This window comes from Streptomyces sp. NPDC056373 (genome assembly GCF_042262425.1).
In the GTDB taxonomy this organism is placed as follows: domain Bacteria; phylum Actinomycetota; class Actinomycetes; order Streptomycetales; family Streptomycetaceae; genus Streptomyces.
The window spans coordinates 89010-112017 of the sequence record NZ_JBHJPX010000019.1 but is presented as its reverse complement, the minus strand read 5'-3'; the positions used below and the strand labels follow the sequence as shown (position 1 = coordinate 112017).

The following is a 23008-nucleotide window of genomic DNA, read 5'->3' as shown; positions in this document are numbered from 1 at the left end:
GTCACTGCTCCTGAGGGGCGTGGGTCGGGAGGGTCGGGGGGAAGTCTGTGGTGTCCGTGGTGTGCACGGCCAGCGTGCGGTCCGGATTCAGGGTGACGACGATGTGCCGTCGCCAGGCGGCGTCGTCGCGCTCGGGGCGGTCCTCGCGCCAGTGGCAGCCCCGGGTCTCCTCGCGCAGCTGGGCTGCGGCGACCAGCGCGCGGGCCACGCACAGCAGGTTGGTGGCCTCCCAGGTGTCGACGCCGGCCTCGGCCGTCCTGCCGTTCTCGGCGAGGGCCTCCCGGGCGTCGGAGTGCAGTCGCTGGAGCTGGTCGGCGGCCTTGGCGAGGGAGCCGGCGGAACGCAGCACGCCCGCCCCGCCCGTCATGATCCGCTGGATCGCGAAGCGGGCCCGAGGGCTCTGCAGGGGGTGCTCGGGGATCTCCGGTTGCGGAACCGGCTGGGGCACGCGCGCGTGGAGGCCGTTCGCCGCGATGTCGGCCGCGATGCGCTCGGCGTAGACCAGGCCTTCGAGCAGGGAGTTGGACGCCAGGCGGTTGGCTCCGTGCACGCCGGTGCAGGCGACCTCGCCGCACGCGTAGAGGCCGGGGACGGTCGTACGGCCGTGGGAGTCGGTGCGGACGCCGCCTGAGGCGTAGTGGGCGGCCGGAGCGACCGGGACGGGGTCCGTGACCGGGTCGATGCCGTGGGCGCGGCAGGAGGCCAGGATCGTCGGGAAACGGTGCTCCCACATCTGCGCGCCGAAGTGCCGGCCGTCGAGGTAGACGTGCTCGGCGTTCTGCTCCAGCATGCGGCGCAGGATGCCCTTGGCGACGATGTCGCGGGGGGCCAGTTCGGCCAGCTCGTGCTGCCCGACCATGAAGCGGACGCCGCCGGCGTCGATCAGGTGGGCGCCCTCGCCGCGCACGGCCTCGGAGACCAGCGGCTGCTGGCCCTCCGCGTCCGGGCCGAGGAACAGCACGGTCGGGTGGAACTGGACGAACTCCAGGTCGCTGACCTCCGCGCCGGCCCGCAGCGCGAGCGCCACGCCGTCGCCGGTCGACACCGACGGGTTGGTGGTCGCGGAGAAGACCTGGCCCATGCCGCCGGTCGCCAGGACCACGTTGGGGGCGTGGACGGCGCCGACGCCGTCGTGCCGGCCCTCCCCCATGACGTGCAGGGTCACGCCGGCGGTGTGGCCCTCCGCGTCCGTGAGGAGGTCCAGGACGAGCGCGTTCTCGACGGTGCGCATGCCCCGCGCGCGGACGGCCTCGACCAGCGCGCGGGAGATCTCGGCGCCGGTGGCGTCACCGCCGGCGTGGGCGATGCGGCGGCGGTGGTGGCCGCCCTCGCGGGTCAGTTCGAGGTCGCCTTCGGAGGACTCGTCGAACCGGGCGCCGGTCTCGATGAGGCGGCGTACGGCGTCGGGACCCTCGGTGACCAGGAGGCGGACCGCGTCCTCGTCGCAGAGGCCGACGCCCGCGACCAGGGTGTCGTCGAGGTGCTGCTCGGGGGTGTCGCCCTCGCCGAGGGCCGCGGCGATGCCGCCCTGGGCCCAGCGGGTGGAGCCGTCGTCGAGGCGGGCCTTGGTGACGACGACCGTGTGCAGGCCGGCCGCCTCGCAGCGCAGTGCCGCGGTCAGGCCGGCGACACCGGAGCCGACGACGACCACGTCCGCGGAGATGGACCAACCGGGGGCGGGCGCGTGCAGACGTATGCCTGTGGTGGTCACGAGGCGGCTCCGAAGCGTGTGAAGGTGAGCGGGACGTTGTCGATCAGCCGGGTCGCCCCGACCCGGGCCGCGACGGCGAGGATCGCGTCACCGGTGAAGTCGTCCTCGATCTCGGCGAAGTCGGACGGGTCGACCAGGGCGAGGTAGTCCAGCACGAGAGGCGGTTCGAGGCGGGCGGCCTCGTCCAGGACCTGGCGCGCGGCGGCGCGGACGGCCGACGGGCCGCCCGGGACCGCCGTCGCCACGGCGTGCGCGTCCGCCGCCGCACGGGACTCCCCTATGGCGCTGAGCGCCTCGGCACGCGCGCGCGTGGCGGGCACCTCGCGCGCCCGGGCCCGCAGCGCCTCCTGTGCGGCGTGCCGGTCCTGGCCCGCGAACAGCGCCCCGGACAGGGCGAGGGCGGTGCGCCGCTCGGCCGCCGACAGGTAGCGGTTGCGGCTGGACAGGGCCAGGCCGTCCTCCTCGCGGACGGTGGGCACGCCGACGATCTCCACGCCGAAGTTCAGGTCCCGCACCATGCGGCGGATCAGGGCGAGCTGCTGGGCGTCCTTCTGCCCGTAGAGGGCGACGTCGGGGCGGGTCAGGTGCAGCAGCTTGGCGACGACGGTGAGCATGCCGTCGAAGTGGCCGGGGCGGGAGGAGCCTTCCAGGCGCTCGCCCATGGGGCCCGCGGTGATGCGGATCCGGGGCTCGCCGCCCGGGTAGACCTCGTCCACGGCGGGGGCGAACACGACGTCCGCGCCCGACTGTTCCGCGAGGGCGAGGTCGGCGTCCAGGGTGCGGGGGTAGCGGTCGAGGTCCTCGCCCTGGCCGAACTGGAGCGGGTTGACGAAGACGGTGACGACGACCTCGCCGTCCGGCCCCGCGAGGGTGCGCGCGGTGCGGATCAGCTTGGCGTGGCCCTCGTGCAGCGCGCCCATGGTCATCACCACGGCGCGGCGGCCCGCACCCGCGCGCGCGTGCAGCTCGCCGGCGGTGCGCAGCAGGGTGGTGGTCATCGGGCGTCCCCTTCGGTGCCGTCGGTGCCGTGAGTGCCGTCGGTCCCGTGGGCGAGTACCCCGAGGAGGTCCTCGGCCAGTTCCGGCTTCAGCAGGCCGTGGGCCAGGGCCCGGTCTGCGGTCGCGCGGGCCATCGCCAGGTAGCCGTCGACTGCCTGGGGCGCGTGCCGGCGCAGCTCGGCGACGTGCGCGGCGACCGTGCCCGCGTCGCCGCGCGCGACCGGGCCGGTGAGGGCCGCGTCGCCGGAGCGCAGGGCGTTGTCCAGGGCCGCGCCCAGCAGCGGGCCGAGCATCCGGTCGGGGGCCGTGACGCCGGCCGCGCTCAGCAGCTCCATCGACTGGGCGACCAGCGTGACCAGGTGGTTGGCGCCCAGGGCGAGCGCCGCGTGGTAGAGCGGCCGGTTCTCCTCGGCGATCCACTCCGGCTCGCCGCCCATCTCGATGACCAGGGCCTCGGCGGCGAGGCGCAGCTCCTCGGGGGCGGTGACGCCGAAGGAGCAGCCGGCCAGCCGCTGGACGTCCACGGGCGTGCCCGTGAAGGTCATCGCGGGGTGCAGGGCGAGCGGCAGGGCGCCCGCGCGCAGGGCAGGGTCGAGGACCCGCGCCCCGTACCGCCCCGAGGTGTGCACGAGGAGCTGCCCCGGGCGGACGGAGCCGGTGTCGGCGAGGCCGGTGACGAGCTCGGGCAGGGCGTCGTCGGGGACCGTCAGCAGCACCAGGTCGGCTCGCTTCAGGACCTCCGCGGGCGGCATCACCGGCACGTCGGGCAGCAGGTGCGCGGCGCGGCGCCGGGAGGCGTCCGAGACGGCGGAGACGGCGACCGGGCGGTGCCCGGCGAGCTGCAGGGACGCGGCGAGCGCGGGTCCTACACGGCCGGCGCCGACGACGCCGACGGTGAGCCGCGCGGGGCGGTCCTTGGGGTCTGGCTGTGGGGTTGTGTTCACTCGACGGCGGCCTTCCCGTTCCAGTCCGCTCCGGGTACCGGACGATTTCTCGTCATGTTAACGCGATCGGTTCGAGGGGCGTTCGGTCGTCCACAGGCTGTGCATGCCCGTGCGGCATTCCCGGCAGGGCGTCCGGAAATGCGGATGCCCTGCCGCCCGCGCGCGGGGCAGGATCCGGGGCATGAGCGATACGGCGGAACGCGAGGACCGGGTGACGGACGAGGACCGGGTCGCGCGGCTGCGCGCACGGCGGCTGGCCGCCCATCACGGGGCCCGGCGCGTGTTCGCGCGCTTCGGCTTCCACCGGAGCCTCCGGGAGCGCCTGGCGCTGCTGGAGGAGGCGGCGGCCGTCCACGACCTCGACCAGTTGTCCGACGTGTACGGCGACGGTGTCGTCGAGGTGCTGGAGACGAAGGTCGCCGGGCTGCTCGGCACCGAGGCGGCCGCGTTCTTCCCGACGGGCACGATGGCCCAGCAGGTGGCCTTGCGCTGCTGGGCGGGCCGCACCGGGAACCCGACCGTCGCCCTGCACGCGCTCAGCCATCCCGAGGTGCACGAGCGGAACGCGTTCAGCGAGGTCGGCCGGCTGCGTCCGGTGCGGCTGACGGACGAGCCGCGGCTGCCGACCGCCGCCGAGGTGCGCGACTTCGAGGAGCCGTTCGGGGCGCTGATGCTGGAACTGCCCCTCAGGGACGCCGGTTTCGTGCTGCCCGCCTGGGAGGAGCTCACCGCGGTCGTCGAGGCCGCGCGGGAACGGGACGCGGTGGTGCACTTCGACGGGGCCCGCCTGTGGGAGTCCACCGTCCACTTCGGCCGTCCGCTGGAGGAGATCGCGGGCCTGGCCGACAGCGTCTACGTGTCGTTCTACAAGGCCCTGGAGGCTTTCGGCGGTGCGGCGCTCGCGGGTCCGAGGGAGCTCGTCGAGGAGGCGAAGACCTGGCGGCACCGGTACGGCGGGACGGTCTTCCAGCAGTTCCCCACGGTGCTGTCGGCGCTGGTCGGGCTGGAGCGGCAGCTGCCCCGGCTGCCGGAGTACGTGGCCCACGCGCGCGTGGTGGCCGCCTCGATGCGTGAGGCGTTCACGGCGGCCGGGGTGCCGTGGGCGCGTGTGCACCCGGAGGTGCCGCACACCCACGACTTCCAGGTGTGGCTGCCGTACGAGGCGGACGTCCTCGGGGAGACGGCGGTCCGCATGGCCGAGGAGACGGGGGTCGCCCTGTTCGGCAACGGCTGGGACCGGGGCGGCCCCGGACTGGCGCTCACGGAGGTGCATGTGCGGGCCGACGGGCTGGAGTGGAGTGCCGAGGACGTGAAGGCGGCGGTGGCGGAGTTCGTGGCCCGGCTGCCGGAGCAGGTCAGGTAGGGCCCCGCAACCGCCCAGGGCGTCCCGGAGCAGGTCAGGCAGGCCACCGCGACCGCCCCAGGGCGTCCCGGAGCAGGTCAGGCAGGCCACCGCGACCGCCCCAGGACGTCCCGGAGGCGGTGGCGGACCGGGCGGCCCGCGAGGGCGGCACGGAAGTGCCGTGCGTCGCGCCACTCCCGCACGACCTTCCAGTCTTCGGTACCGGGGGCGGGCGGGCCGGGCTCGCCGAGGGACCGGGCGCGGTGGCTGTCGAGGAGGTACTGCTGCGTGATGCTCATGGTGAATCGCCTCTGCGGGACGGGGTGATGGAGGTCCGAAGGCTCCGCGGGTGCCCCGGTGGTCCCACCGTGCGTGCGAACCGGCGACGGCGTCGCGTCGATTGACCAGGCTCGTCAATCGACGGGGCGTTGTCGGTGGCCGGGTGCACCATGAGGGCATGAGCGTGCACATCGACATCGAGGGGCTGCGGCCCGAGGCGGTCGCCGTCGTGCCGTCGCCCCTGGCCGAGCTCGGCATGGCCCTGCACGCGCTGTCCGAACCGGCCCACCATCCGGGCCTGCAGGGCTGGGTGACGGGGGTGACGGCCCGGCTCGACCCGCATCTGGCCGACCGGATGTGCGAGGCGGACTTCCTGTGGCGGACGACGTTCTCGGACCTGTTCCTGCCCTGGGCGGGGCTGCCGGACCGGCGCACGCTCCCGGGCGCGACCCTCGCCGAGGAGCTGGACCAGCTCGACAAGCTGTCCGACGAGCAGTTCGTGGACGCGGCAATGGAGTTCACCTGTGGCACCGGCTACGGCGAAGACTCGAAGACGGCGCTGACCGACCCGGAGACCCACCGCCGGGCACTGGAGCTGGCCGCCGCGCGCGGCCCGCGGCAACTGCAGTTCGGTGAGCGGCTGCTGGCGGACCCGCCCAGGATCCGGGCCTGGCTGCGGCAGTTCCTGCGGGACTGCGACGAGGCCTTCTTCGCGGAGGCCTGGGCCCGGCTGCGCCACCAGCTCGCGGCCGACGCCCGGCACAAGACGGACCTGCTGCGGCGCAAGGGCCTGGCCGAGGGGCTGGCCGCGGTGTCGCCGGCGATCACGCTCGACGCCGCCGGCACCCGGATCACGGTCGACAAGCTGGGCGACGGCCGTACGGCCACGGGCGACGGCGGTCTGCTGCTCGTCCCGACGAGTCTCGGCTGGCCGCATCTGATGGTCCTGCACCGGTACGGCTGGCAGCCGGTGCTGCACTACCCGGTGGGCTCCCCGGAGCTCGCCGCACCGCAGACGGTCGAACAGCTGGCCCTGCGGATGACAGCGCTGTCCCATCCGGTGCGGATGCGGATGTGCCGCCACCTGGCCCGCAGCGCGCACACCACCAGCGAGCTGGCGCAGGTGCTCGGCATGACGGCCCCGGAGATATCCCGGCATCTGGCCGTGCTGAAGAAGGCGGGCCTGATCACGACCCGCCGCCGCGGCCGCTACGTGCTGCACCAGCTGGACGTGACGGTGGTGGCCCGGCTCGGCAGCGAGTTCCTGGAAGGGATCCTCAGGTGACCGGCCCGCGCCGACGGATCAGCGCGGTGGGGCCACCGCCGTCGCGTCTGCACGGCCGGGTCAGCCGTGGCCGCCGGCCCGCACCAGCCCCGTCTCGTAGGCCAGCACCACGACCTGCACCCGGTCCCTGAGCCCGAGCTTGGTCAGGATGCGGCCCACGTGCGTCTTCACGGTCGCCTCGGACAGCACCAGCCGCGCCGCGATCTCGCCGTTGGACAGGCCCTGCGCGACCAGCACCATGACCTCCCGCTCACGGTCGGTGAGCCGCTCGAGCTCCTTGTGCTGGGGCTTCTGGGTGCCCGGCAGCATCGGTGCGAAGCGGTCCAGCAGACGCCGGGTGGTGGAGGGTGCGACGACCGCGTCCCCGCTGTGCACGGCCCTGATCGCGGTCAGGAGCTCGGCCGGCGGGACGTCCTTGAGCATGAAGCCGGAGGCACCCGCCTTCAGCCCGGAGAAGGCGTACTCGTCGAGGTCGAAGGTGGTCAGGATGAGCACCTTCGGCGGGTCGGTGTCCGCACAGATCCGGCGGGTGGTCTCCACCCCGTCGAGCTTCGGCATGCGGACGTCCATCAGCACCACGTCGACCTCGGTCGTCCGCAGTTCCTGGAGGGCCTCGACGCCGTCGCCCGCCTCCGCCACGACCTCCATGTCCGGCTGGGCGGCGAGCACCATCCGGAACCCGGTGCGCAGCAGCACCTGGTCGTCGACGAGCATCACGCGGATCGTCATCGGGCCTCTTCCAAGTCGGTTCGTCACTGGGGGCGTCACAGGGGTCGTGACAGGTCGTCACAGGGGTCGTGACTGATCGTTACAGGTGTCAGCGAGGGGCGTGCGGCGGTGTCAGTGCGCGGGTTTGAGGGGCAGCAGGGCACTGATGCGGAATCCTCCGCCCGGGCGCGGGCCCGCGTCCAGGGTGCCGCCGACCATACCGATCCGCTCGCGCATGCCGATCAGTCCGTGGCCCTGCCCGTCGAAGCCGCCCTCCTCGTACAGCTCGTGCGGGGCGCCCTTGCCGTCGTCCTCGACGAGCAGGCCGAGGCCGTCGTCGAAGTAGACCAGCCGCACGCTCGCGCCCGCGTTGGGCCCGCCGTGCTTGCGGGTGTTGGTGAGCGCCTCCTGCACGATGCGGTAGGCGGTGAGCTCGACGCCGCTGGGCAGCGGGCGGGGCGTGCCCTCGATCTTGAAGTCGACGGGCAGTCCGTGTCCGCGGCACTGCTCGACGAGGTCCTCGATCTGCTGGACGTCGGGCTGCGGCACGTACTCGCCGGCCTCCTGGTGTTCGCCGGTGCGCAGTACGCCGAGCAGGCGGCGCATCTCGGCGAGGGCCTGGCGGCCGGTGGAGGAGATGGTCTCCAGGGCCTTCTTCGCCTGGTCGGGCGCGGCGTCCAGGACGTAGGCGGCACCGTCGGCCTGGACCACCATCACCGAGACGTTGTGCGCGACGACGTCGTGCAACTCGCGTGCGATCCGGGCCCGTTCGGCGGCGACGGCGACCTTGGACTGTGCCTCGCGCTCCTTCTCCAGGCGGGCGGCCCTCTCCTCCAGCTGGGCGAAGTAGGCGCGGCGGGTGCGGATGGAGTCGCCGAGCACCCAGGCGAGGGCGAAGGGGACGGTCTGGAGGACCGCCAGGGCGATGTCGCCCGCGATCCCCGTCTGCTCGTTCGACCAGCGCAGCTGCGCCAGAGGGGCCGCGCACAGGCCGGTGACCAGTGCGAAGCGGGAGGCCCAGCGGGTCCCTTCCACCGCGACGGTGTAGACGATCACCAGCATGGCGAAGTCGGCGGGCAGGATCGCGACGTCGGTGACCAGCTGGGCCACGCCGACCGCCGCCGCGAGCAGCAGCATCTTCTCCGGCATCCGGCGGCGCAACGCGACCACCAGGCTCAGCAGCACCGTGATCGGAACGACCACGGACCAGGGGCCGACCCGCCGGCCCGCCGCCCCGCCCAGCACCGAAATCCCGAGGAGAACGACGGCCCAGGTGCCGTCGACCCACGTCGGGTGCCTGCGGAGGAAGTCATAGAGGCGCTGCACGTAACCCAGCGTAGGCAAGCGCGACAGGTGCAGGGGTCAACCGGAGGGCCGATCCGCACCGGGCGCGCATACTCCGCAAGGTGGAGTTGCGTTCGTTGTGTCCACATAGCCTGGCCCGGTGACGGCAGGCACGAGGGACGAGCGGAACGGGCGGCACGAGTGGCGCGGGTGGCGTGCCGCGGCGCAGGACGCCCTGTACGCGCCGGGGGGCTTCTACCGGCGCGCGGAGGGACCGGCCGGGCATTTCCGGACCTCCGTACACGCCTCGCCGCTGTTCGCGGGGGCCGTGGCCCGGCTGCTGTGCCGGGTCGACGAGGCGCTGGGGCGGCCCGCGGTGCTGGACTTCGTCGACATGGCGGCCGGGCGGGGGGAGCTGACGGGCGGGGTGCTGGCCGCGCTCCCCGCCGATGTGGCGGCACGGACGCGCGCGTACGCCGTCGAGATCGCCGAGCGGCCCGCGGGGCTCGATCACCGGATCGAGTGGCTGGCCGCGCCCCCGGAGGGGACGACCGGGCTGCTGTTCGCCAACGAGTGGCTGGACAACGTGCCCGTGGAGGTCGTGGAGGTGGACGCCGCGGGCGTGGCCCGGCTGGTCATGGTCCGCGAGGACGGGACCGAGCGGCTCGGGGAGCCGGTTGGCGGGGCGTCGGCGCGGTGGCTGGAGCGGTGGTGGCCGCTGCCCGGCGAGGAGGGGCTGCGCGCCGAGATCGGTCTGCCCCGGGACGAGGCCTGGGCCGCCGCGGTCGCGACGCTGCGGCGGGGGCTCGCCGTGGCCGTGGACTACGCGCACACGGTCGGCACCCGCCCGCCGTTCGGCACGCTGACGGGGTTCCGGGAGGGCCGCGGGACCACACCCGTCCCGGACGGCTCCTGCGACATCACGGCCCATGTCGCCCTGGACGCGTGCGCCCTGCCCGGCGGACGGGTGCTCCCCCAGCGCGAGGCGCTGCACGCCCTGGACGTGACCGGCGCCCGCCCACCGTTGTCGCTGGCCTCCACCGACCCCGCCGGGTACGTACGCGCCCTCGCGAGCGCCGGTGAGGCCGCAGAGCTCACCGCTGCGGGCGGTCTCGGCGACTTCGGCTGGCTGGTGCAGCCGGTCGGGATCCCCGGCCCGTTCCCGGGGTGAGCCCCGCACTCTCCGAGTGAGCCCCTACTTGTCGATGTCCCCGACCACGAAGAACATCGACCCCAGGATCGCCACCATGTCCGCGACCAGCGTCCCCGGCAGCAGCTCCGTCAGCGCCTGGATGTTGTTGTACGACGCCGAGCGCAGCTTCAGCCGGTACGGGGTCTTCTCGCCCTTGCTGACGAGGTAGTAGCCGTTGATGCCGAGCGGGTTCTCGGTCCAGGCGTAGGTGTGTCCCTCGGGCGCCTTCAGGACCTTCGGGAGCCGCTGGTTGACCGGCCCGGGCGGCAGCTCGGCAAGCCGGTCGAGGCAGGCGTCCGCCAGGTCGAGCGCGTTGTGCGTCTGCTCCAGGAGGCACTCGAAGCGGGCGAGGCAGTCGCCCTCCTGCCTGGTGACCACCTTCAGGGTGTCCTGGAGATCGCCGTAGGCGAGGTACGGCTCGTCCCGGCGCAGGTCGAAGTCGACGCCCGAGGCGCGCCCGATCGGCCCGCTCACCCCGTAGGCGTGCACGGCCTCGGCGGTGAGGGTGCCGACGCCCCGGGTGCGGCCCCGGAAGATCTCGTTGCCGAGCACCAGGTCGTCGAAGCGGTCCATCCTGGAGCGCACGTCGGCGACCGAGGCACGCGCGCGCGTGGTCCACCCGGCCGGCAGGTCCTCCTTGAGGCCGCCCACGCGGTTGAACATGTAGTGCATCCGGCCGCCGGAGATCTCCTCCATGACGTGCTGGAGCTCCTCGCGCTCCCGGAAGGCGTAGAAGATCGGCGTGATCCCGCCGAGTTCCAGCGGGTACGAGCCGAGGAACATCAGGTGGTTGAGCACCCGGTTCAGCTCGGCGAGCAGTGTGCGCAGCCACACCGCGCGCTCGGGGACCTCCATGCCGAGCATCCGCTCCACGGCGAGGACCACGCCCAGCTCGTTGGAGAACGCCGACAGCCAGTCGTGGCGGTTGGCGAGCATGATGATCTGGCGGTAGTCGCGCGCCTCGAACAGCTTCTCCGCGCCGCGGTGCATGTAGCCGATCACCGGCTCCGCGCTCCTGATGCGCTCGCCGTCCAGGACGAGCTTCAGCCGCAGCACACCATGGGTGGACGGGTGCTGCGGCCCGATGTTGAGCACCATGTCGGTGCTCTCCGCGGCGCCGCCGATTCCGACCATGGTCTCCGTCGTAGGAGTCATGAACACAGTCTCTCCTACGTACGCTGGCCCCATGGATACGGGGAGTCCGCACGAGGTGGGGCCGGACGGGACACAGGGCACGGCCGTGGCGGCCGGGGGTGAGCCGGTGTGGATCGCGCTGCCGCCCGGGCTGCTGAGGATGCGCCGGTTGCTGCTGGTCGTGTGGCTGGGGCTGATCGCCCTGGCCGCCGGGCTGCTGCCGGGGCTGCTGGCGGGTCCCGCCTGGGCCGCCTTCGCCCTGCCGCCGCTGGTCCTGCTGGCCTGGGGCTGGGTGATGATCGAGCGCAACTGGCGTTCCTGGCGGTACGCCGAGCGGGCCGACGACCTGCTGATCAGCCGGGGCGTGCTGTGGCGCGAGGAGACGGTCGTGCCGTACGGGCGGATGCAGCTGGTCGAGGTCACGTCCGGGCCCGTCGAGCGGCACTTCGGGCTGGCCAGCGTGCAGCTGCACACGGCCGCCGCGGCCACCGACGCGACCATCCCGGGTCTGGACCCGGCCGAGGCGGAACGGCTGCGCGACCGGCTCACCGAGCTGGGCGAAGCCCGGTCGGCGGGGCTGTGACGGCGCCGGAGGCCGCCGAGGCCTCAGGGGCGGCCGAGGCCTCGGGATCCGCCGCCGAGGTGACCGAGCGGCGGCTGCACCCCGTCACACCGCTGCGCCGCGCCTGGGCACCGGTCGCCGTGGTCATCGGCTGGGCCGTGCACGACCCGGACGGGGCGCAGCGCCATCTGACCCGGCTGACCACGACCACGCTGCTGATCGGCCTCGCGGTGCTCGTCCCGGCCGCGGCCCTCTACGGCTTCTGCTCCTGGTGGTTCACGCACTTCGCGGTGACCGGGACCGAACTGCGCATCCGTACCGGGCTCGTCTTCCGGCGCACCGCGCACATCCGGCTGGAGCGGATCCAGGCCGTCGACATCACCCAGCCGCTGCTGGCCCGGGTCGCGGGTGTCTCCAAGCTCAAGATCGATGTCATAGGCACCGACAAGAAGGACGAACTGGCCTTCCTCGGCGCCGACGAGGCACGGGCGCTGCGGGCCGAACTGCTCGCCCGGGCGGCCGGTTTCGCACCCGAGACCGCGCACGAGGTCGGCGAGGCCCCGTCCCGGCAGCTGCTGCGGGTGCCGCCGGGCGTGCTCGCCCTGTCGCTGGTGCTGACGGGCGCCACCTGGATGTCACTGGCCGCGGCGCTCGTCGTCCCGCCGGTGCTGTGGCTGCTCACCCACAGCCTGTGGACGATCCTCGCGGTCGCCCTGCCGTTGCTGGGCGCGGCGGGCGCGAGCAGCGTGGGACGGTTCGTCGCCGAGTACGACTGGACGGTGGGCGAGTCGCCCGACGGGCTGCGCATCGACCACGGGCTGCTGGACCGGGCCCACGAGACGGTGCCGCCGGGGCGCGTGCAGACGGTGCGGATCGTGGAGCCGCTGCTGTGGCGGCGGCACGGCTGGGTGCGGGTGGAGCTGGACGTCGCAGGTTCGTCCAACTCCGTGCTGGTGCCGGTCGCTCCGCGCGAGATCGCCGAGGATGTCGTCGCGCTCGTGCTGCCGGGGGTGAGCGTGCCGGGGCCCGCGGCCCTGTCGCCGTCGCCGCGCCGTGCCCGCTGGTGCGTGCCGCTGTGGTGGCGCGGGTACGGACTCGCCGTCACGGACGCGGTGTTCGCGGCCCGGTCCGGGCTGCTGCGACGGAGCCTGGCGCTGGTGCCGCACGCCAAGGTGCAGAGCGTGCGGATGACGCAGGGGCCGTGGGAGCGGGCCCGGGGCGTCGCCGACGTGTGTGTGGACACCGGCGCGAACAAGACGGTGCGGGCCCGGCTGCGGGACGCCGGTGAGGCGCGCGAGCTGCTGGCGGCACAGGCGGAGCGTTCCCGTACGGGGCGCAGGGACGCACGACCGGACCGCTGGATGGCCTGACCCTGGGGAAAGCCGGATGACCTGACCCTGAGGGAAAGCCGGATGGGGTGAAGCCGGGAAGAGCCGGTTCGGTGACCGCGGGAGGGGCCGCTTCGGGCGACCCCGGGAAGGGCCGGTTGGCGACCCCGGGAAGGGCCGGTTGGCGACCCCGGGAAGGGCCGGTTGGCGCCCGCGGGAAGGGCCGGTTGGCGCCCGCGGGAAGGGCCGGTTGGCGCCCGCGGGAAGGGCTGGGTGGCGTGACCGCGGGACGGGCTGGGTGGCGTGACCGCGGGACGGGCTGGGTGGCGTGACCGCGGGAAACAGCGAAGGGCCCCCGGCCGCAGCCGAGGGGCCCTTCGTCGGCACAGGTCTCAGGACACCGCGCTGCGCAGTCCCTGTACGTCGATCTGCTCGGTCTCGTCGTGCGCCGTCAGGTCGATGACCTGGCCGATGCCGCGAGACTCCTCGTCGGCCGGCTTGTAGCGGGCCTCGGTCTCGGCCTTGTGCAGGGCGAGCGCCTCCTGGCCGACGACATCGGCGAGGTCCTCGTTCTGCACGGCCTCCAGGGCAGCGCGGGACGTACCGGCCTTCGTGCCGAAGAAGTCGAACCCGCCCCCGGTCGGCGGACGCCGCACCGGCGACTGCGGCGGAACGGCCACCGCGGTCGGGACGGTGTAGTGCCCGGGGAGCCGCCCCGCGGGCTGCTCGGTACGGACGGGCTGCTCGGCCCGGGCGGACTGCTCGGGGCTGACCAGCTGCTCGGGGCTGACGGACTGCTCGGGGCTGACGGACTGTCCGGCCCGGGCCGACTGCTCGGGACGCACGGACCGGCCGGAGCTGACGGGCCGTTCGGCCGGAAGCGACTGCTCGGGACGCACGGACCGGCCGGAGCTGACGGGCCGTTCGGCCGGAAGCGACTGCTCGGGCCGTGCGGACTCCGGGAGTTGCCCTGTCCCGGTCTCGCCGGCCTTCCCGGAAGCCTCGCCGGCCTTCCCGGTAGCCTCGTCGGCCGACACGGAGGGCCCGCCGCCCTTCACGGCGGCCGCAGCCGCCGGAACAGCCGTTTCGGCCGCTGCGCGCTCGTGGCCGTCGGCCGCCTCGGACCGCTCCCGTGCCTCGTCCTCGCGCGCCTGCTCCCGCTGGTCCCCCTGCTCCCGCTTCGACTCCTGCGCGGCCTCCGCGCCCTCGCCCTCGTCCCCGTCCTTGTCCTCGCCCTTCGGCACGCCGTCACCGTCGCCGTCGCCGCCGCCGTCCGGGTCCGGGACCGTCTCACCGTCGAACCGGGCGAGTGCGGCCGCGGCCCGCAGGAACAGCCGGGAGCCCTCCGGCGAGAACACGGCGGGCACCGCGGGCTGCTCCTCCACGCCGAGAGCGCCAGGCGCGGCAGTCGCGGCAGTCGCCTCGTCCGGCTCCGGCGAAGCCTCCACCGCGTCCGACGCCCCCGCCGGCAGCGCGGCCCGGACCGGAGCGGTCGCCTCTATCTCCAGAACGCGACGGTCCTCCAGGACGCTCGCCCGCTCCGCCTCCGCCGTGGCGTACCGGCGCAGCAGTGCGGCGTGCTCGTTGCGCAGTCCGGCCAGTTCCGTGCGCTTGGCGCGCAGCCGCTGCTCCAGCTTTCCGCGCAGCTCGCGCGACTCCTCGATGTCGGCCTCCAGTTCGGCCACGCGTTCCTCGAAGCGCCACTCGTCGCTCGCACGCGCGCGCGTGAGGTCGGCGACGCGCTTGCCCGCCTGGGTGTCCCAACGGCGTAGCACGACCGCCCCGATGACCGCCGTCGCCGCCGCGGCGGCGGCCAGACCGCGGAGCACCATCGGCTCCGTGAACACCCAGGGTCCCAGGGCGCAGACGAGGGAGACGCCTGCGATCGCCGACGGGGGCAGCATCCTGTGCAGGGGCGGGGAATGGCGGTGACGTCCACGTGGCATGGCCAGAAACTTACCGCGCGTAGGCGAATCATGGTGAGCCACCCCGCAAAAACAAAGCCGTACCGAAACGTTCACATCACTTCAGAACTCGGGGACAACCGGAATCGATCGCTCACCCAATTCTCAAGATCGTTTTCAGGGTTCGATCAGCCGCCCGCTCATCCACTCCAGCGCCGCCGGAATCTCGCGCCGCCAGGTGTTGAAGTTGTGCCCGCCGCTTTCGAGGATGATCGACGAGATCCGCGTCCGCCCGGTGCCCTCCACCCGCTCGATGAACCTCAGTGTGTCCCGGTAGTTGGTCTCTCCCTGCTTGCTGCTGCTGACCAGCAGGGACGTATCCGGAGCGGGCTCGTGCGCGAGGTACCACCGCAGGTCCGCGCGATTGCGCAGCGTCTTGTCGCCCTGGAACAGATCGCCTGTCGTGGCGTCGATCGGCGCCTTGTAGTAAGCCGACAGACCGGCCCCGGCGCCGTACACACCGGGATGGTGCAGGGCGATCTTCAACGCGCAGTAACCCCCCGTGGAGTTGCCGATGATGCCCAGACCGCCCGGCTTTTCGGCCACCCTGTAGTGCGTGCGCAACGCGTCGGGGAGATCCTTCGCGAAGAACGACTCCGTCTGCGGACCGCCCGGGATGTCGACGCACTCCGTGTCCCGGGGCGGCGCCACCGTCGGCCGCAACATCACGAGGATCATCGGCTTCGCCCGGCCCGCCCGGGCCAGTTCCAGAGCCGTACGCGGATAGCGGAGCTTCTCCACCAGCGCCGACGCCGTGCCCGGATAACCCGTCAGCACGACGGCGGTGGGAAACCGGTGGGTGCGGTACCGCGGCTGGAAGTACTCCGGCGGCAGATAGACGTACGCGGGCGAGGCGATGCGCGTCGTACGGCCCACGATGTCGACCCGCTGGATCCGGCCGCCGGCCTGCGGCAGCGCACGGCCCGCCCCTGGCACCCGGCGCGAGCCGACCACCTCCAGCGGGCCCCCGTCCGGCAGGTGGTCGACGACCACGCCCTGGTCCTTCTCCTGCCCGAACAGGTCCGCCCAGCTCGCGTAGAACCCGAAGGACTGGTTGGCCATCAGGCCCACCGCGGCGAACAGCGCCACCTGGGTGCCCAGCAGCAGGGCGATCCGCCCGCTCACGGCACGCAGGCCGCGCCGGGCCAGCCGCGGCCACAGCCAGACCGTGCCGGCGAACAGCAGCACGGCGGACAGCACGGCCAGCGCCAGCACCTCGTTGCTCGTCAGACCCATGGGTCGGTCACCTGTCCGCGCTCTCCGTCCGGACCCGTACCCCCGCACTCCTTCGCAAGGGCTTGTCCCGGACTTTCCTCGGCCTTTGAAACGGCTTTGACATGGGGAGTGAACCTCTCTCCCCGAGACACCGTCCTAGAGGGCGCAATGTCGCCGGATGCCCGAATCGGCACCGGATCCAAGGTCTCTCGCAGAACTACGGGATGCGATGTCTGTCAGGACAGATGAGGAAATGTCGGGTGAGGTTCCGCGTCGCAACAGCGATGCGTCCCGCCCGGGCCGGCTGAGCCGGATAACACGCGGGCCACGTCCCGAGGCCGTCCCCGTCCTCGTCGGCAGAGCCTGCGCCCTGGTGGGCGCCCTGGACATCGCCGCGGGCGTCTTCCCCCGCTTCCGGCACAGCAGGATGCACGCCATCGCCGAGGTCCTGCCCGGCGCCCTCGGCCCGTTCGCGGCCGCCCTCTCCCTCAGCACCGGCGTGCTGCTGCTCCTCCTCGCCCACGGCCTCAAGCGCGGCAAGCGCCGGGCCTGGCGGGCCGCGGTGGCACTCCTGCCCGCCGGTGCCGTCGCCCAGTTCACCTACCGGCACTCGCTCGTGGGCGTGCTGATCTCCCTGGTCCTGCTGGCGCCCCTGCTGCGCCACCGCGACCAGTTCAACGCCCTGCCCGACCCGCGCAGCCGCTGGAAGGCCCTCGCCAACTTCGTCCTCATGAGCGCCGGTTCGCTCGCGCTCGGGCTGCTCGTCGTCAGCGTCCACAGCGGGCGCATCATCGGCGACCCCAGCCTCGCCGACCGCATCACCCACGTCATCTACGGCCTGTTCGGCTTCGAAGGCCCCGTCGACTACCGGGGCGACACCTCATGGACCGTCGCCTTCTCCCTCGGCGCCCTCGGCCTGCTCACCGCCGTCACCACCATCTACCTGGCCTTCCGCCCCGAGCACCCGGCCGCACAGCTCACCGAGGAGGACGAGGCCGCGCTGCGCGCCCTGCTGGACAAGCACGGACGCCGCGACTCCCTCGGCCACTTCGCACTGCGCCGCGACAAGGCCGTCGTCTTCTCCCCCAGCGGCAAGGCGGCCGTCACCTACCGCGTCGTCTCCGGCGTGATGCTCGCCAGCGGCGACCCGATCGGCGACGTCGAGGCCTGGCCCGGCGCCATCGAACGGTTCATGGACGAGGCCAGGGCCCACTCCTGGACCCCCGCCGTCATGGGCTGCTCCGAGACCGGCGGCGAGGTGTGGACCCGCGAGACCGGGCTCGACGCCCTCGAACTGGGCGACGAGGCGGTGGTGGACGTCGCGGATTTCTCCCTCGCCGGCCGCGCGATGCGCAACGTGCGCCAGATGGTCAAGCGCATCGAGCGCGCCGGTTACGAAACCCGGGTACGACGTGTCCGTGACCTCGGCGAGGCCGAGCTGGAGCGCATCCGCCACGCCGCCGACGACTGGCGCGGCACCGACACCGAACGCGGCTTCTCCATGGCACTCGGCCGCGTCGGTGACCCCGCCGACGGCGACTGCCTCATCGCCACCGCCCACAAACAGGACGACCACCCGGGCCCCTACGGCGACCTGAAGGCGATCCTGCACTTCGTGCCGTGGGGCACCGACGGCGCCTCCCTGGACCTGATGCGCCGCGACCGCTCGGCCGACCCCGGCATGAACGAACTGCTCATCGTCGCCGCCCTCCAGGCGGCACCCAGGTTCGGCGTCGTGCGCGTCTCCCTCAACTTCGCCATGTTCCGCGCGGCCCTCGCCCGCGGCGAGAAGATCGGCGCCGGCCCGGTGCTGCGCGCCTGGCGCGGACTGCTGGTCTTCCTCTCCCGCTGGTTCCAGATCGAGTCCCTCTACAAGTTCAACGCCAAGTTCCAGCCGCGCTGGGAGCCCCGCTTCGTCGTCTACCGCGCCCCCGCCGACCTGCCCCGGATCGGCTTCGCCGCCATGCAGGCCGAGGGCTTCGTCAACCTCGCCCTCCCCCTGCCGCGCTTCCTGCGCCGGCGGCGCCTGGCCACCCCCCGCCCCTGCGCCCACGCCACCACGGCCGAACGCGACGTCCGGGCGGCATGACCCCTCCTCCGCCCGGGGCCGTCGCCCGGGCCGCAGCCCCGGACGGCCCCCGCCGGGGCCTACGCTGAACATATGAGCAACCAGAGCGGACGCGGGCGCGTGACGGGCCTACCGGAACGGGACCGCTGCGCGGTCATGGGAGTCGTGAACGTCACCCCCGACTCCTTCTCCGACGGCGGCCGCTTCTTCGACACCACGGCCGCCGTCAAACGCGGCCTCGGCCTGGTCACCGAGGGCGCGGACCTGGTCGACGTCGGCGGCGAGTCCACCCGCCCCGGCGCCACCCGGGTCGACGAGGACGAAGAGCTGCGGCGCGTCATCCCCGTCGTCCGCGGACTGGCCTCCGAGGGCGTCACGGTCTCCGTCGACACCATGCGCGCCTCCGTCGCCGAACGGGCCCTGGCCTCCGGTGCCGCCCTCGTCAACGACGTCAGCGGCGGCCTCGCCGACCCCCGCATGATCCCGGCCGTCGCCGACGCCGGCGCCCCCTTCGTCGTCATGCACTGGCGCGGCTTCCTCCAGGGCGGCAACGTCAGGGGCGAGTACGCCGACGTCGTCACCGAGGTCGTCGACGAACTGCACGCGCGCGTGGAGGCCGTTCTGGCGGGCGGCATCGCCCCCGACCGCGTCATCGTCGACCCCGGCCTCGGCTTCTCCAAGGACGCCGAGCACGACCTCGCCCTCCTCGCCGGCCTCGACCGGGTCCTCACCCTCGGCCACCCGCTGCTCGTCGCCGCCTCCCGCAAGCGCTTCCTCGGCCGGGTCCTCGCCGGCCCCGACGGCCCCCCGCCGCCCGCACGCGAACGGGACGCGGCCACCGCGGCCGTCTCCGCGCTCGCGGCGCACGCCGGCGCATGGGCGGTCCGCGTCCACGAGGTGCGCGCCACCGCGGACGCCGTACGGGTCGCCCGCGCCGTCGAAGGTGCACGCAGCGGCGCAGAAGGAGCCCGGTGAGCGCCCCGCACACCGACGTCGAACAGGTCGAGGCCGCCAACACCGCCTTCTACGAGGCGCTGGAGCAGGGCGACTTCGAGGAACTGGCGTCGCTCTGGCTGACCCCCTCCGACCTGGGCGTCGACGAGACGTACCACGACCCCGCCGACGTCGGTGTGGTCTCCTGCGTGCACCCCGGCTGGCCGGTCCTCACCGGCCGCGGCGAGGTCCTCAGGTCGTACGCGCTGATCATGGCGAACACCGACTACATCCAGTTCTTCCTGACCGACGTGCACGTCTCCGTCACCGGCGACACCGCCCTGGTGACCTGCACGGAGAACATCCTCAGCGGAGGCCCCGCGCCCGAGGGCGCCGGCGAGGAGCTCGGCCCGCTCGTCGGACAGCTCGTGGTCGCGACCAACGTGTTCCGGCGCACGCCCCAGGGGTGGAAGATCTGGTCGCACCACGCTTCCCCCGTCCTGGCGGAAACAGACGAGGACGAGCAGGACGACACCCCCTCCTGAGTGGGTACGCGCCAGGAAGTGGTTGGAATCACCTACGCCCGGGTAGGGGCGGCTACCAACCTGTGCACCGACGGGTTCCCCAGGGGAAACGCTGGATGAACCCTGCCGGGCCCGGACACAGACCCCACACCCTGTGGCCCGGGACCGCCCGTGCACGCAGGTAGATTCGACCGAGGCCGGTGTGCCGACCGCACACGGCACCCACCGGCCCTGACCGACGATTGCAGGAGTGATTCGCGTGGATCGTGTCGCGCTGCGCGGCCTGAAGGCCCGCGGGCACCACGGCGTGTTCCCCGAGGAACGCGCGGAGGGCCAGACCTTCATCGTGGACCTCGTCCTCGGCCTGGACACCCGACCGGCCGCGGCCGACGACGACCTGGCGAAGACCGTGCACTACGGCATCGTGGCGGAGGAGGTCGTGGCCGTCGTCCAGGGCGAGCCCGTCGACCTCGTCGAGACGCTCGCCGAGCGCATCGCCCAGGCCTGTCTGAAGCACGAGGAGGTACAGGAGGTCGAGGTCTGCGTCCACAAGCCGGAAGCCCCGATCACCGTCCCCTTCGACGACGTGACCGTCACCATCACCCGGAGCCGAGTATGACCGCGCCCTTCATCAAGGGTCCGACCGACCCGACCGTACAGCCGGTGCCCGCCTCCGTCGTCGAGAAGGTCGACGCCGCCGACACGACCCTGTCCAACCCCAAACGGGCCGTGGTCGCCCTCGGCTCCAACCTCGGCAACCGCCTGGAGACGCTCCAGGGAGCCGTCGACGCCCTGGAGGACACCCCCGGCGTCCGCGTCAAGGGCGTCTCCCCGGTCTACGAGACCGAGCCCTGGGGCGTGGATCCCGGCAGCCAGCCCGCCTACTTCAACGCCGTCGTGGTCCTCAAGACCACCCTCCCGCCGTCCTCGCTCCTGGAGCGCGCACACGCGGTCGAGGAGGCCTTCCACCGCGTCCGGGACGAGCACTGGGGCCCCCGCACCCTCGACGTCGACATCGTCTCCTACGCCGATGTCGTCTCCGACGACCCGCAGCTCACCCTCCCCCACCCGCGCGCCCACGAGCGCGCCTTCGTCCTGGCCCCCTGGCACGACCTGGACCCCGAGGCGCAGCTGCCCGGCCTCGGTCCCGTCGCCGGTCTCCTCGACACCGTCACCCGTGCCGGGGTCGCGCCCCGTCACGACCTGGAACTCCGGCTGCCCGAGTAGCCGTTAAGGTCTAGACGGCCGTGAACCGGGCCGGAAGCCGGGGGAACCGAAGGGACACCGTGAGAGAGCTGCGTATCCGGGTGCTGGCCGGCGTCTTCGTCGTGGCCGGAGTCCTGTCCTGGGCGGGCGCCCGCCTGTGGAGCTCGGTCGGCACGCTCCCGAGCGTCCCGCTGGCCGCACCCATCGTCCTGGCCGTGATCGCCGTGGTCCTGCTGGCCACGGCGCTCTCGATCCGCGCCCGGCTCAAGGCCCAGCGCGAGCGCCGCCCCGAGGCGAAGGGCGTCGACCCCCTCATGGCGGCCCGCGCGGTGGTCTTCGGCCACGCCAGCGCCCTGGTCGCCGCCCTCGTCGCCGGCATGTACGGCGGGACCGGCGTCTTCCTCCTGGAGTCCCTCGACATCCCCGCCCGCCGCGACCAGGCCATCTACGCCGGCTTCTCCGTCGTCGCGGGCATCGGCGTCATAGCGGCCGCCATGTTCCTGGAGCGGGTCTGCAAGCTCCCCGAGGACGACGAGAACGACGGCACGGGCGTGGCACCGACGGTCTGACGCCGTCGGCGCTCACCAGGGCTGACGGGCGAGATGCCCATTGACGAGGAAGCCGGGGTGGGGGTCGAGGCGGTAGCTGTAGAGGGTGAAGGGTTTCGTCCCGCCGGCTTGGCGCAGGTGAACGTCCCGTACCTCCACCCAAGTGTTCTCCTCCGGCTCCAACGGGTGGTACTCGGGCTGGAAGGTCCCCCTGCGGGCCCACTGGTCGGAGATGTACACGCGCGACGCGCGACCTGGCACGGGGTTCGGTGTGAACCGCGCACCGATGATCGCTGCCATCTCGCGCAGAAACGGAACGTTCCCGCTGACCACCACCCGCGCGTCCCAGTGTTTGCGGATCCGATGGCCGTCACCGTCCACATAGCCGTCCAGGAAGCCGGCAAACGTGACGTCGTCGTACAGCACGACCCGCGGGAAGCGCTGCCGCATGTGGTGCGCGTCGCCTCCCACGTACTGCCGCAGGGCGTCGGAGAGGTACGACGACACCACCCGCACACGGAACCCCGGGACGTCCCGCCCGAGAAATCCGGAGGGCCGCGTCACCGGTTCGAGGCGCGCCGACAGCCCGGTGGCCTTGGTCAGACACTCGGCGTACCGCGACGCGAAGGACTCGTCATTGACGACAAGAGACACGTAGTTCTTGCCGACCGTGCCGTCAGCACAAGTGGCGCCTACCAGATAGCCGAACTCGTACCCGGTCACGATCGTCGGTCGCTCCCGGCACAACTTCCGGGCGTGTGTCCAGGCGATCATGGCGCCCGGAGCGTGAACTGCGGGAACCCAGCCCTCTGGCGTGCGCAGCTCCTGCCGCGGGGCGACGGTGAAGGTGACACGGTCGGTCACCACGTCAACGACCTCACGCGCCTTCACAGCCGAGATTCCGACGACGGTCGTCTGCACCGTCCGTGTGCCGTCCAGGCTCCACAGTTTCGAGCCCACCTCGACGTTCCGGGCCTGGCGACCCCCGCCGACCGCGCTCACCAGCTGCTTGCTCGGCAGCCCACACTCCACCGCGATCCCCCCTGATCCGCGATCACCTCACTGATCAAGGACGGTATCGGGCACCACTGACAATCGGGTCAGCGCGCCAGTATCAGACTCATCGCCTCGGACCGGGTCGTTGCATCCCGAAGCTGGCCACGGACCGCCGATGTCGTGGTCTTGGCCCCCGGCTTGCGAATGCCGCGCACGGACATGCACATGTGCTCCGCCTCGATCACGACGATGGCGCCCCGCGCCTCGAGGATCTTCATCAGCGAGTCCGCTATCTGCGTGGTGAGTCGTTCCTGCACCTGCGGCCGCCGGGCGAACACCTCGACGAGACGGGCGAGCTTCGACAGGCCGGTGATCTTGCCGGTCTCGGCCGGGATGTAACCCACGTGGGCCACACCGTGGAATGGCAACAAATGATGTTCACAGAGAGAAACAATCTCAATGTCCTTCACCAGGACCATCTCGTCGTGCCCAAGGTCGAACGTCGTCGTGAGAACGTCCTCGGGCTCCTGCCGCAGCCCTGCGAGCAACTCCCGATACGCCCGCGCCACCCGTGCCGGTGTCTCGCGGAGGCCCTCGCGGTCCGGGTCCTCGCCCACCGCGATCAGCAGTTCGCGCACGGCGTTCTCGGCGCGCTTCTCGTCGAACTCGCCGATCTGGCCGTCGCCGTCCAGCGCCACGGGGTCGGTCATCTGCTGCCTCGTTCCTCTGTCCTTCACGGGGCGGCCTGCCCAAATGGCGAAAAGCCGCGCCCCCCAGGCTAAAACCT

Annotated in this window: 22 protein-coding genes; 11 read left to right on the top strand and 11 right to left on the bottom strand. The window is 72.9% G+C overall.

Annotated elements, in window-relative coordinates; all coding sequences use genetic code 11:
- Position 1: 1 nt before the first annotated feature.
- From ACFCXS_RS33465 to ACFCXS_RS33455, 3 genes are read right to left on the bottom strand one after another with little or no spacing between them, the layout of a single operon-like run.
- Positions 2–1711, bottom strand: coding sequence for an L-aspartate oxidase (locus ACFCXS_RS33465; protein ID WP_376647117.1), 1710 nt, complete (start codon positions 1709–1711; stop codon positions 2–4).
- Positions 1708–2709 (bottom strand): pantoate--beta-alanine ligase, encoded by a 1002-nt coding sequence (gene panC, locus ACFCXS_RS33460; RefSeq protein WP_376647116.1) that lies wholly within the window; start codon positions 2707–2709, stop codon positions 1708–1710. The genes ACFCXS_RS33465 and panC overlap by 4 nt, the downstream gene beginning before the upstream one ends.
- Positions 2706–3653: a Rossmann-like and DUF2520 domain-containing protein gene (locus ACFCXS_RS33455; protein ID WP_376647115.1), complete on the bottom strand. Its 948-nt coding sequence runs from the start codon at positions 3651–3653 to the stop codon at positions 2706–2708. The genes panC and ACFCXS_RS33455 overlap by 4 nt, the downstream gene beginning before the upstream one ends.
- Before the next feature lie 181 nt (positions 3654–3834).
- Here ACFCXS_RS33455 and ACFCXS_RS33450 point away from each other — a divergent pair, with 181 nt between their 5' ends.
- Positions 3835–5016, top strand: a complete 1182-nt coding sequence (locus ACFCXS_RS33450) for a threonine aldolase family protein (RefSeq protein WP_376647114.1) — start codon at positions 3835–3837, stop codon at positions 5014–5016.
- A gap of 77 nt (positions 5017–5093) precedes the next feature.
- Here ACFCXS_RS33450 and ACFCXS_RS33445 read toward each other — a convergent pair whose 3' ends face one another.
- Positions 5094–5294 carry a hypothetical protein gene (locus tag ACFCXS_RS33445; protein ID WP_376647113.1) on the bottom strand — a complete coding sequence of 67 codons (201 nt, stop codon included), beginning with the start codon at positions 5292–5294 and terminating at the stop codon, positions 5094–5096.
- Positions 5295–5452: 158 nt separating this feature from the next.
- On the opposite strand from ACFCXS_RS33445, the gene ACFCXS_RS33440 reads away from it, so the two are divergent.
- Entirely contained in the window at positions 5453–6559 is a 1107-nt protein-coding gene (locus ACFCXS_RS33440) for a DUF5937 family protein (protein WP_376647112.1), read from the top strand.
- 60 nt (positions 6560–6619) lie between these two features.
- On the opposite strand, the gene ACFCXS_RS33435 is transcribed toward ACFCXS_RS33440, so the two are convergent.
- Entirely contained in the window at positions 6620–7288 is a 669-nt protein-coding gene (locus ACFCXS_RS33435; RefSeq protein WP_376647111.1) for a response regulator, read from the bottom strand.
- A 111-nt stretch (positions 7289–7399) separates the two neighbouring features.
- The gene (locus ACFCXS_RS33430) at positions 7400–8593 is read right to left on the bottom strand and encodes a sensor histidine kinase (RefSeq protein ID WP_376647110.1); all 1194 of its coding nucleotides are present in this window, start codon (positions 8591–8593) and stop codon (positions 7400–7402) included.
- A gap of 118 nt (positions 8594–8711) precedes the next feature.
- Here ACFCXS_RS33430 and ACFCXS_RS33425 point away from each other — a divergent pair, with 118 nt between their 5' ends.
- Positions 8712–9722 (top strand): SAM-dependent methyltransferase, encoded by a 1011-nt coding sequence (locus ACFCXS_RS33425; RefSeq protein WP_376647109.1) that lies wholly within the window; start codon positions 8712–8714, stop codon positions 9720–9722.
- A 24-nt stretch (positions 9723–9746) separates the two neighbouring features.
- Here ACFCXS_RS33425 and ACFCXS_RS33420 read toward each other — a convergent pair whose 3' ends face one another.
- The gene (locus ACFCXS_RS33420; protein WP_376647108.1) at positions 9747–10898 is read right to left on the bottom strand and encodes an NADH-quinone oxidoreductase subunit D; all 1152 of its coding nucleotides are present in this window, start codon (positions 10896–10898) and stop codon (positions 9747–9749) included.
- Positions 10899–10929: 31 nt separating this feature from the next.
- On the opposite strand from ACFCXS_RS33420, the gene ACFCXS_RS33415 reads away from it, so the two are divergent.
- Entirely contained in the window at positions 10930–11460 is a 531-nt protein-coding gene (locus ACFCXS_RS33415) for a PH domain-containing protein (RefSeq protein WP_376647107.1), read from the top strand.
- The gene (locus ACFCXS_RS33410; protein ID WP_376647106.1) at positions 11457–12809 is read left to right on the top strand and encodes a PH domain-containing protein; all 1353 of its coding nucleotides are present in this window, start codon (positions 11457–11459) and stop codon (positions 12807–12809) included. The genes ACFCXS_RS33415 and ACFCXS_RS33410 overlap by 4 nt, the downstream gene beginning before the upstream one ends.
- A gap of 350 nt (positions 12810–13159) precedes the next feature.
- On the opposite strand, the gene ACFCXS_RS33405 is transcribed toward ACFCXS_RS33410, so the two are convergent.
- Both ACFCXS_RS33405 and ACFCXS_RS33400 read right to left on the bottom strand, forming a co-directional pair.
- The gene (locus ACFCXS_RS33405; RefSeq protein ID WP_376647105.1) at positions 13160–14713 is read right to left on the bottom strand and encodes a hypothetical protein; all 1554 of its coding nucleotides are present in this window, start codon (positions 14711–14713) and stop codon (positions 13160–13162) included.
- Between the two features lie 135 nt (positions 14714–14848).
- Positions 14849–15967 carry an alpha/beta hydrolase gene (locus ACFCXS_RS33400; protein ID WP_376647104.1) on the bottom strand — a complete coding sequence of 373 codons (1119 nt, stop codon included), beginning with the start codon at positions 15965–15967 and terminating at the stop codon, positions 14849–14851.
- Between the two features lie 232 nt (positions 15968–16199).
- Here ACFCXS_RS33400 and ACFCXS_RS33395 point away from each other — a divergent pair, with 232 nt between their 5' ends.
- The 6 genes from ACFCXS_RS33395 to ACFCXS_RS33370 all read left to right on the top strand — a co-directional run bounded on the left by ACFCXS_RS33395 (position 16200) and on the right by ACFCXS_RS33370 (position 21246).
- Positions 16200–18035, top strand: coding sequence for a phosphatidylglycerol lysyltransferase domain-containing protein (locus ACFCXS_RS33395; RefSeq protein ID WP_376647103.1), 1836 nt, complete (start codon positions 16200–16202; stop codon positions 18033–18035).
- Between the two features lie 72 nt (positions 18036–18107).
- Positions 18108–18989 carry a dihydropteroate synthase gene (gene folP, locus ACFCXS_RS33390; RefSeq protein WP_376647102.1) on the top strand — a complete coding sequence of 294 codons (882 nt, stop codon included), beginning with the start codon at positions 18108–18110 and terminating at the stop codon, positions 18987–18989.
- Positions 18986–19492 (top strand): nuclear transport factor 2 family protein, encoded by a 507-nt coding sequence (locus tag ACFCXS_RS33385; protein WP_376647101.1) that lies wholly within the window; start codon positions 18986–18988, stop codon positions 19490–19492. The genes folP and ACFCXS_RS33385 overlap by 4 nt, the downstream gene beginning before the upstream one ends.
- A 238-nt stretch (positions 19493–19730) precedes the next feature.
- The gene (gene folB, locus ACFCXS_RS33380; protein ID WP_376647100.1) at positions 19731–20090 is read left to right on the top strand and encodes a dihydroneopterin aldolase; all 360 of its coding nucleotides are present in this window, start codon (positions 19731–19733) and stop codon (positions 20088–20090) included.
- Positions 20087–20698, top strand: a complete 612-nt coding sequence (folK, locus tag ACFCXS_RS33375) for a 2-amino-4-hydroxy-6-hydroxymethyldihydropteridine diphosphokinase (RefSeq protein WP_376647099.1) — start codon at positions 20087–20089, stop codon at positions 20696–20698. The genes folB and folK overlap by 4 nt, the downstream gene beginning before the upstream one ends.
- 59 nt (positions 20699–20757) lie before the next feature.
- On the top strand, positions 20758–21246 hold the full coding sequence (locus tag ACFCXS_RS33370) for a DUF3180 domain-containing protein (protein ID WP_376647098.1): 489 nt from the start codon (positions 20758–20760) through the stop codon (positions 21244–21246).
- Between the two features lie 12 nt (positions 21247–21258).
- On the opposite strand, the gene ACFCXS_RS33365 is transcribed toward ACFCXS_RS33370, so the two are convergent.
- The gene (locus ACFCXS_RS33365) at positions 21259–22257 is read right to left on the bottom strand and encodes a hypothetical protein (RefSeq protein ID WP_376647097.1); all 999 of its coding nucleotides are present in this window, start codon (positions 22255–22257) and stop codon (positions 21259–21261) included.
- Between the two features lie 68 nt (positions 22258–22325).
- Entirely contained in the window at positions 22326–22931 is a 606-nt protein-coding gene (folE, locus tag ACFCXS_RS33360) for a GTP cyclohydrolase I FolE (RefSeq protein ID WP_376647096.1), read from the bottom strand.
- Positions 22932–23008 lie beyond the last annotated feature (77 nt).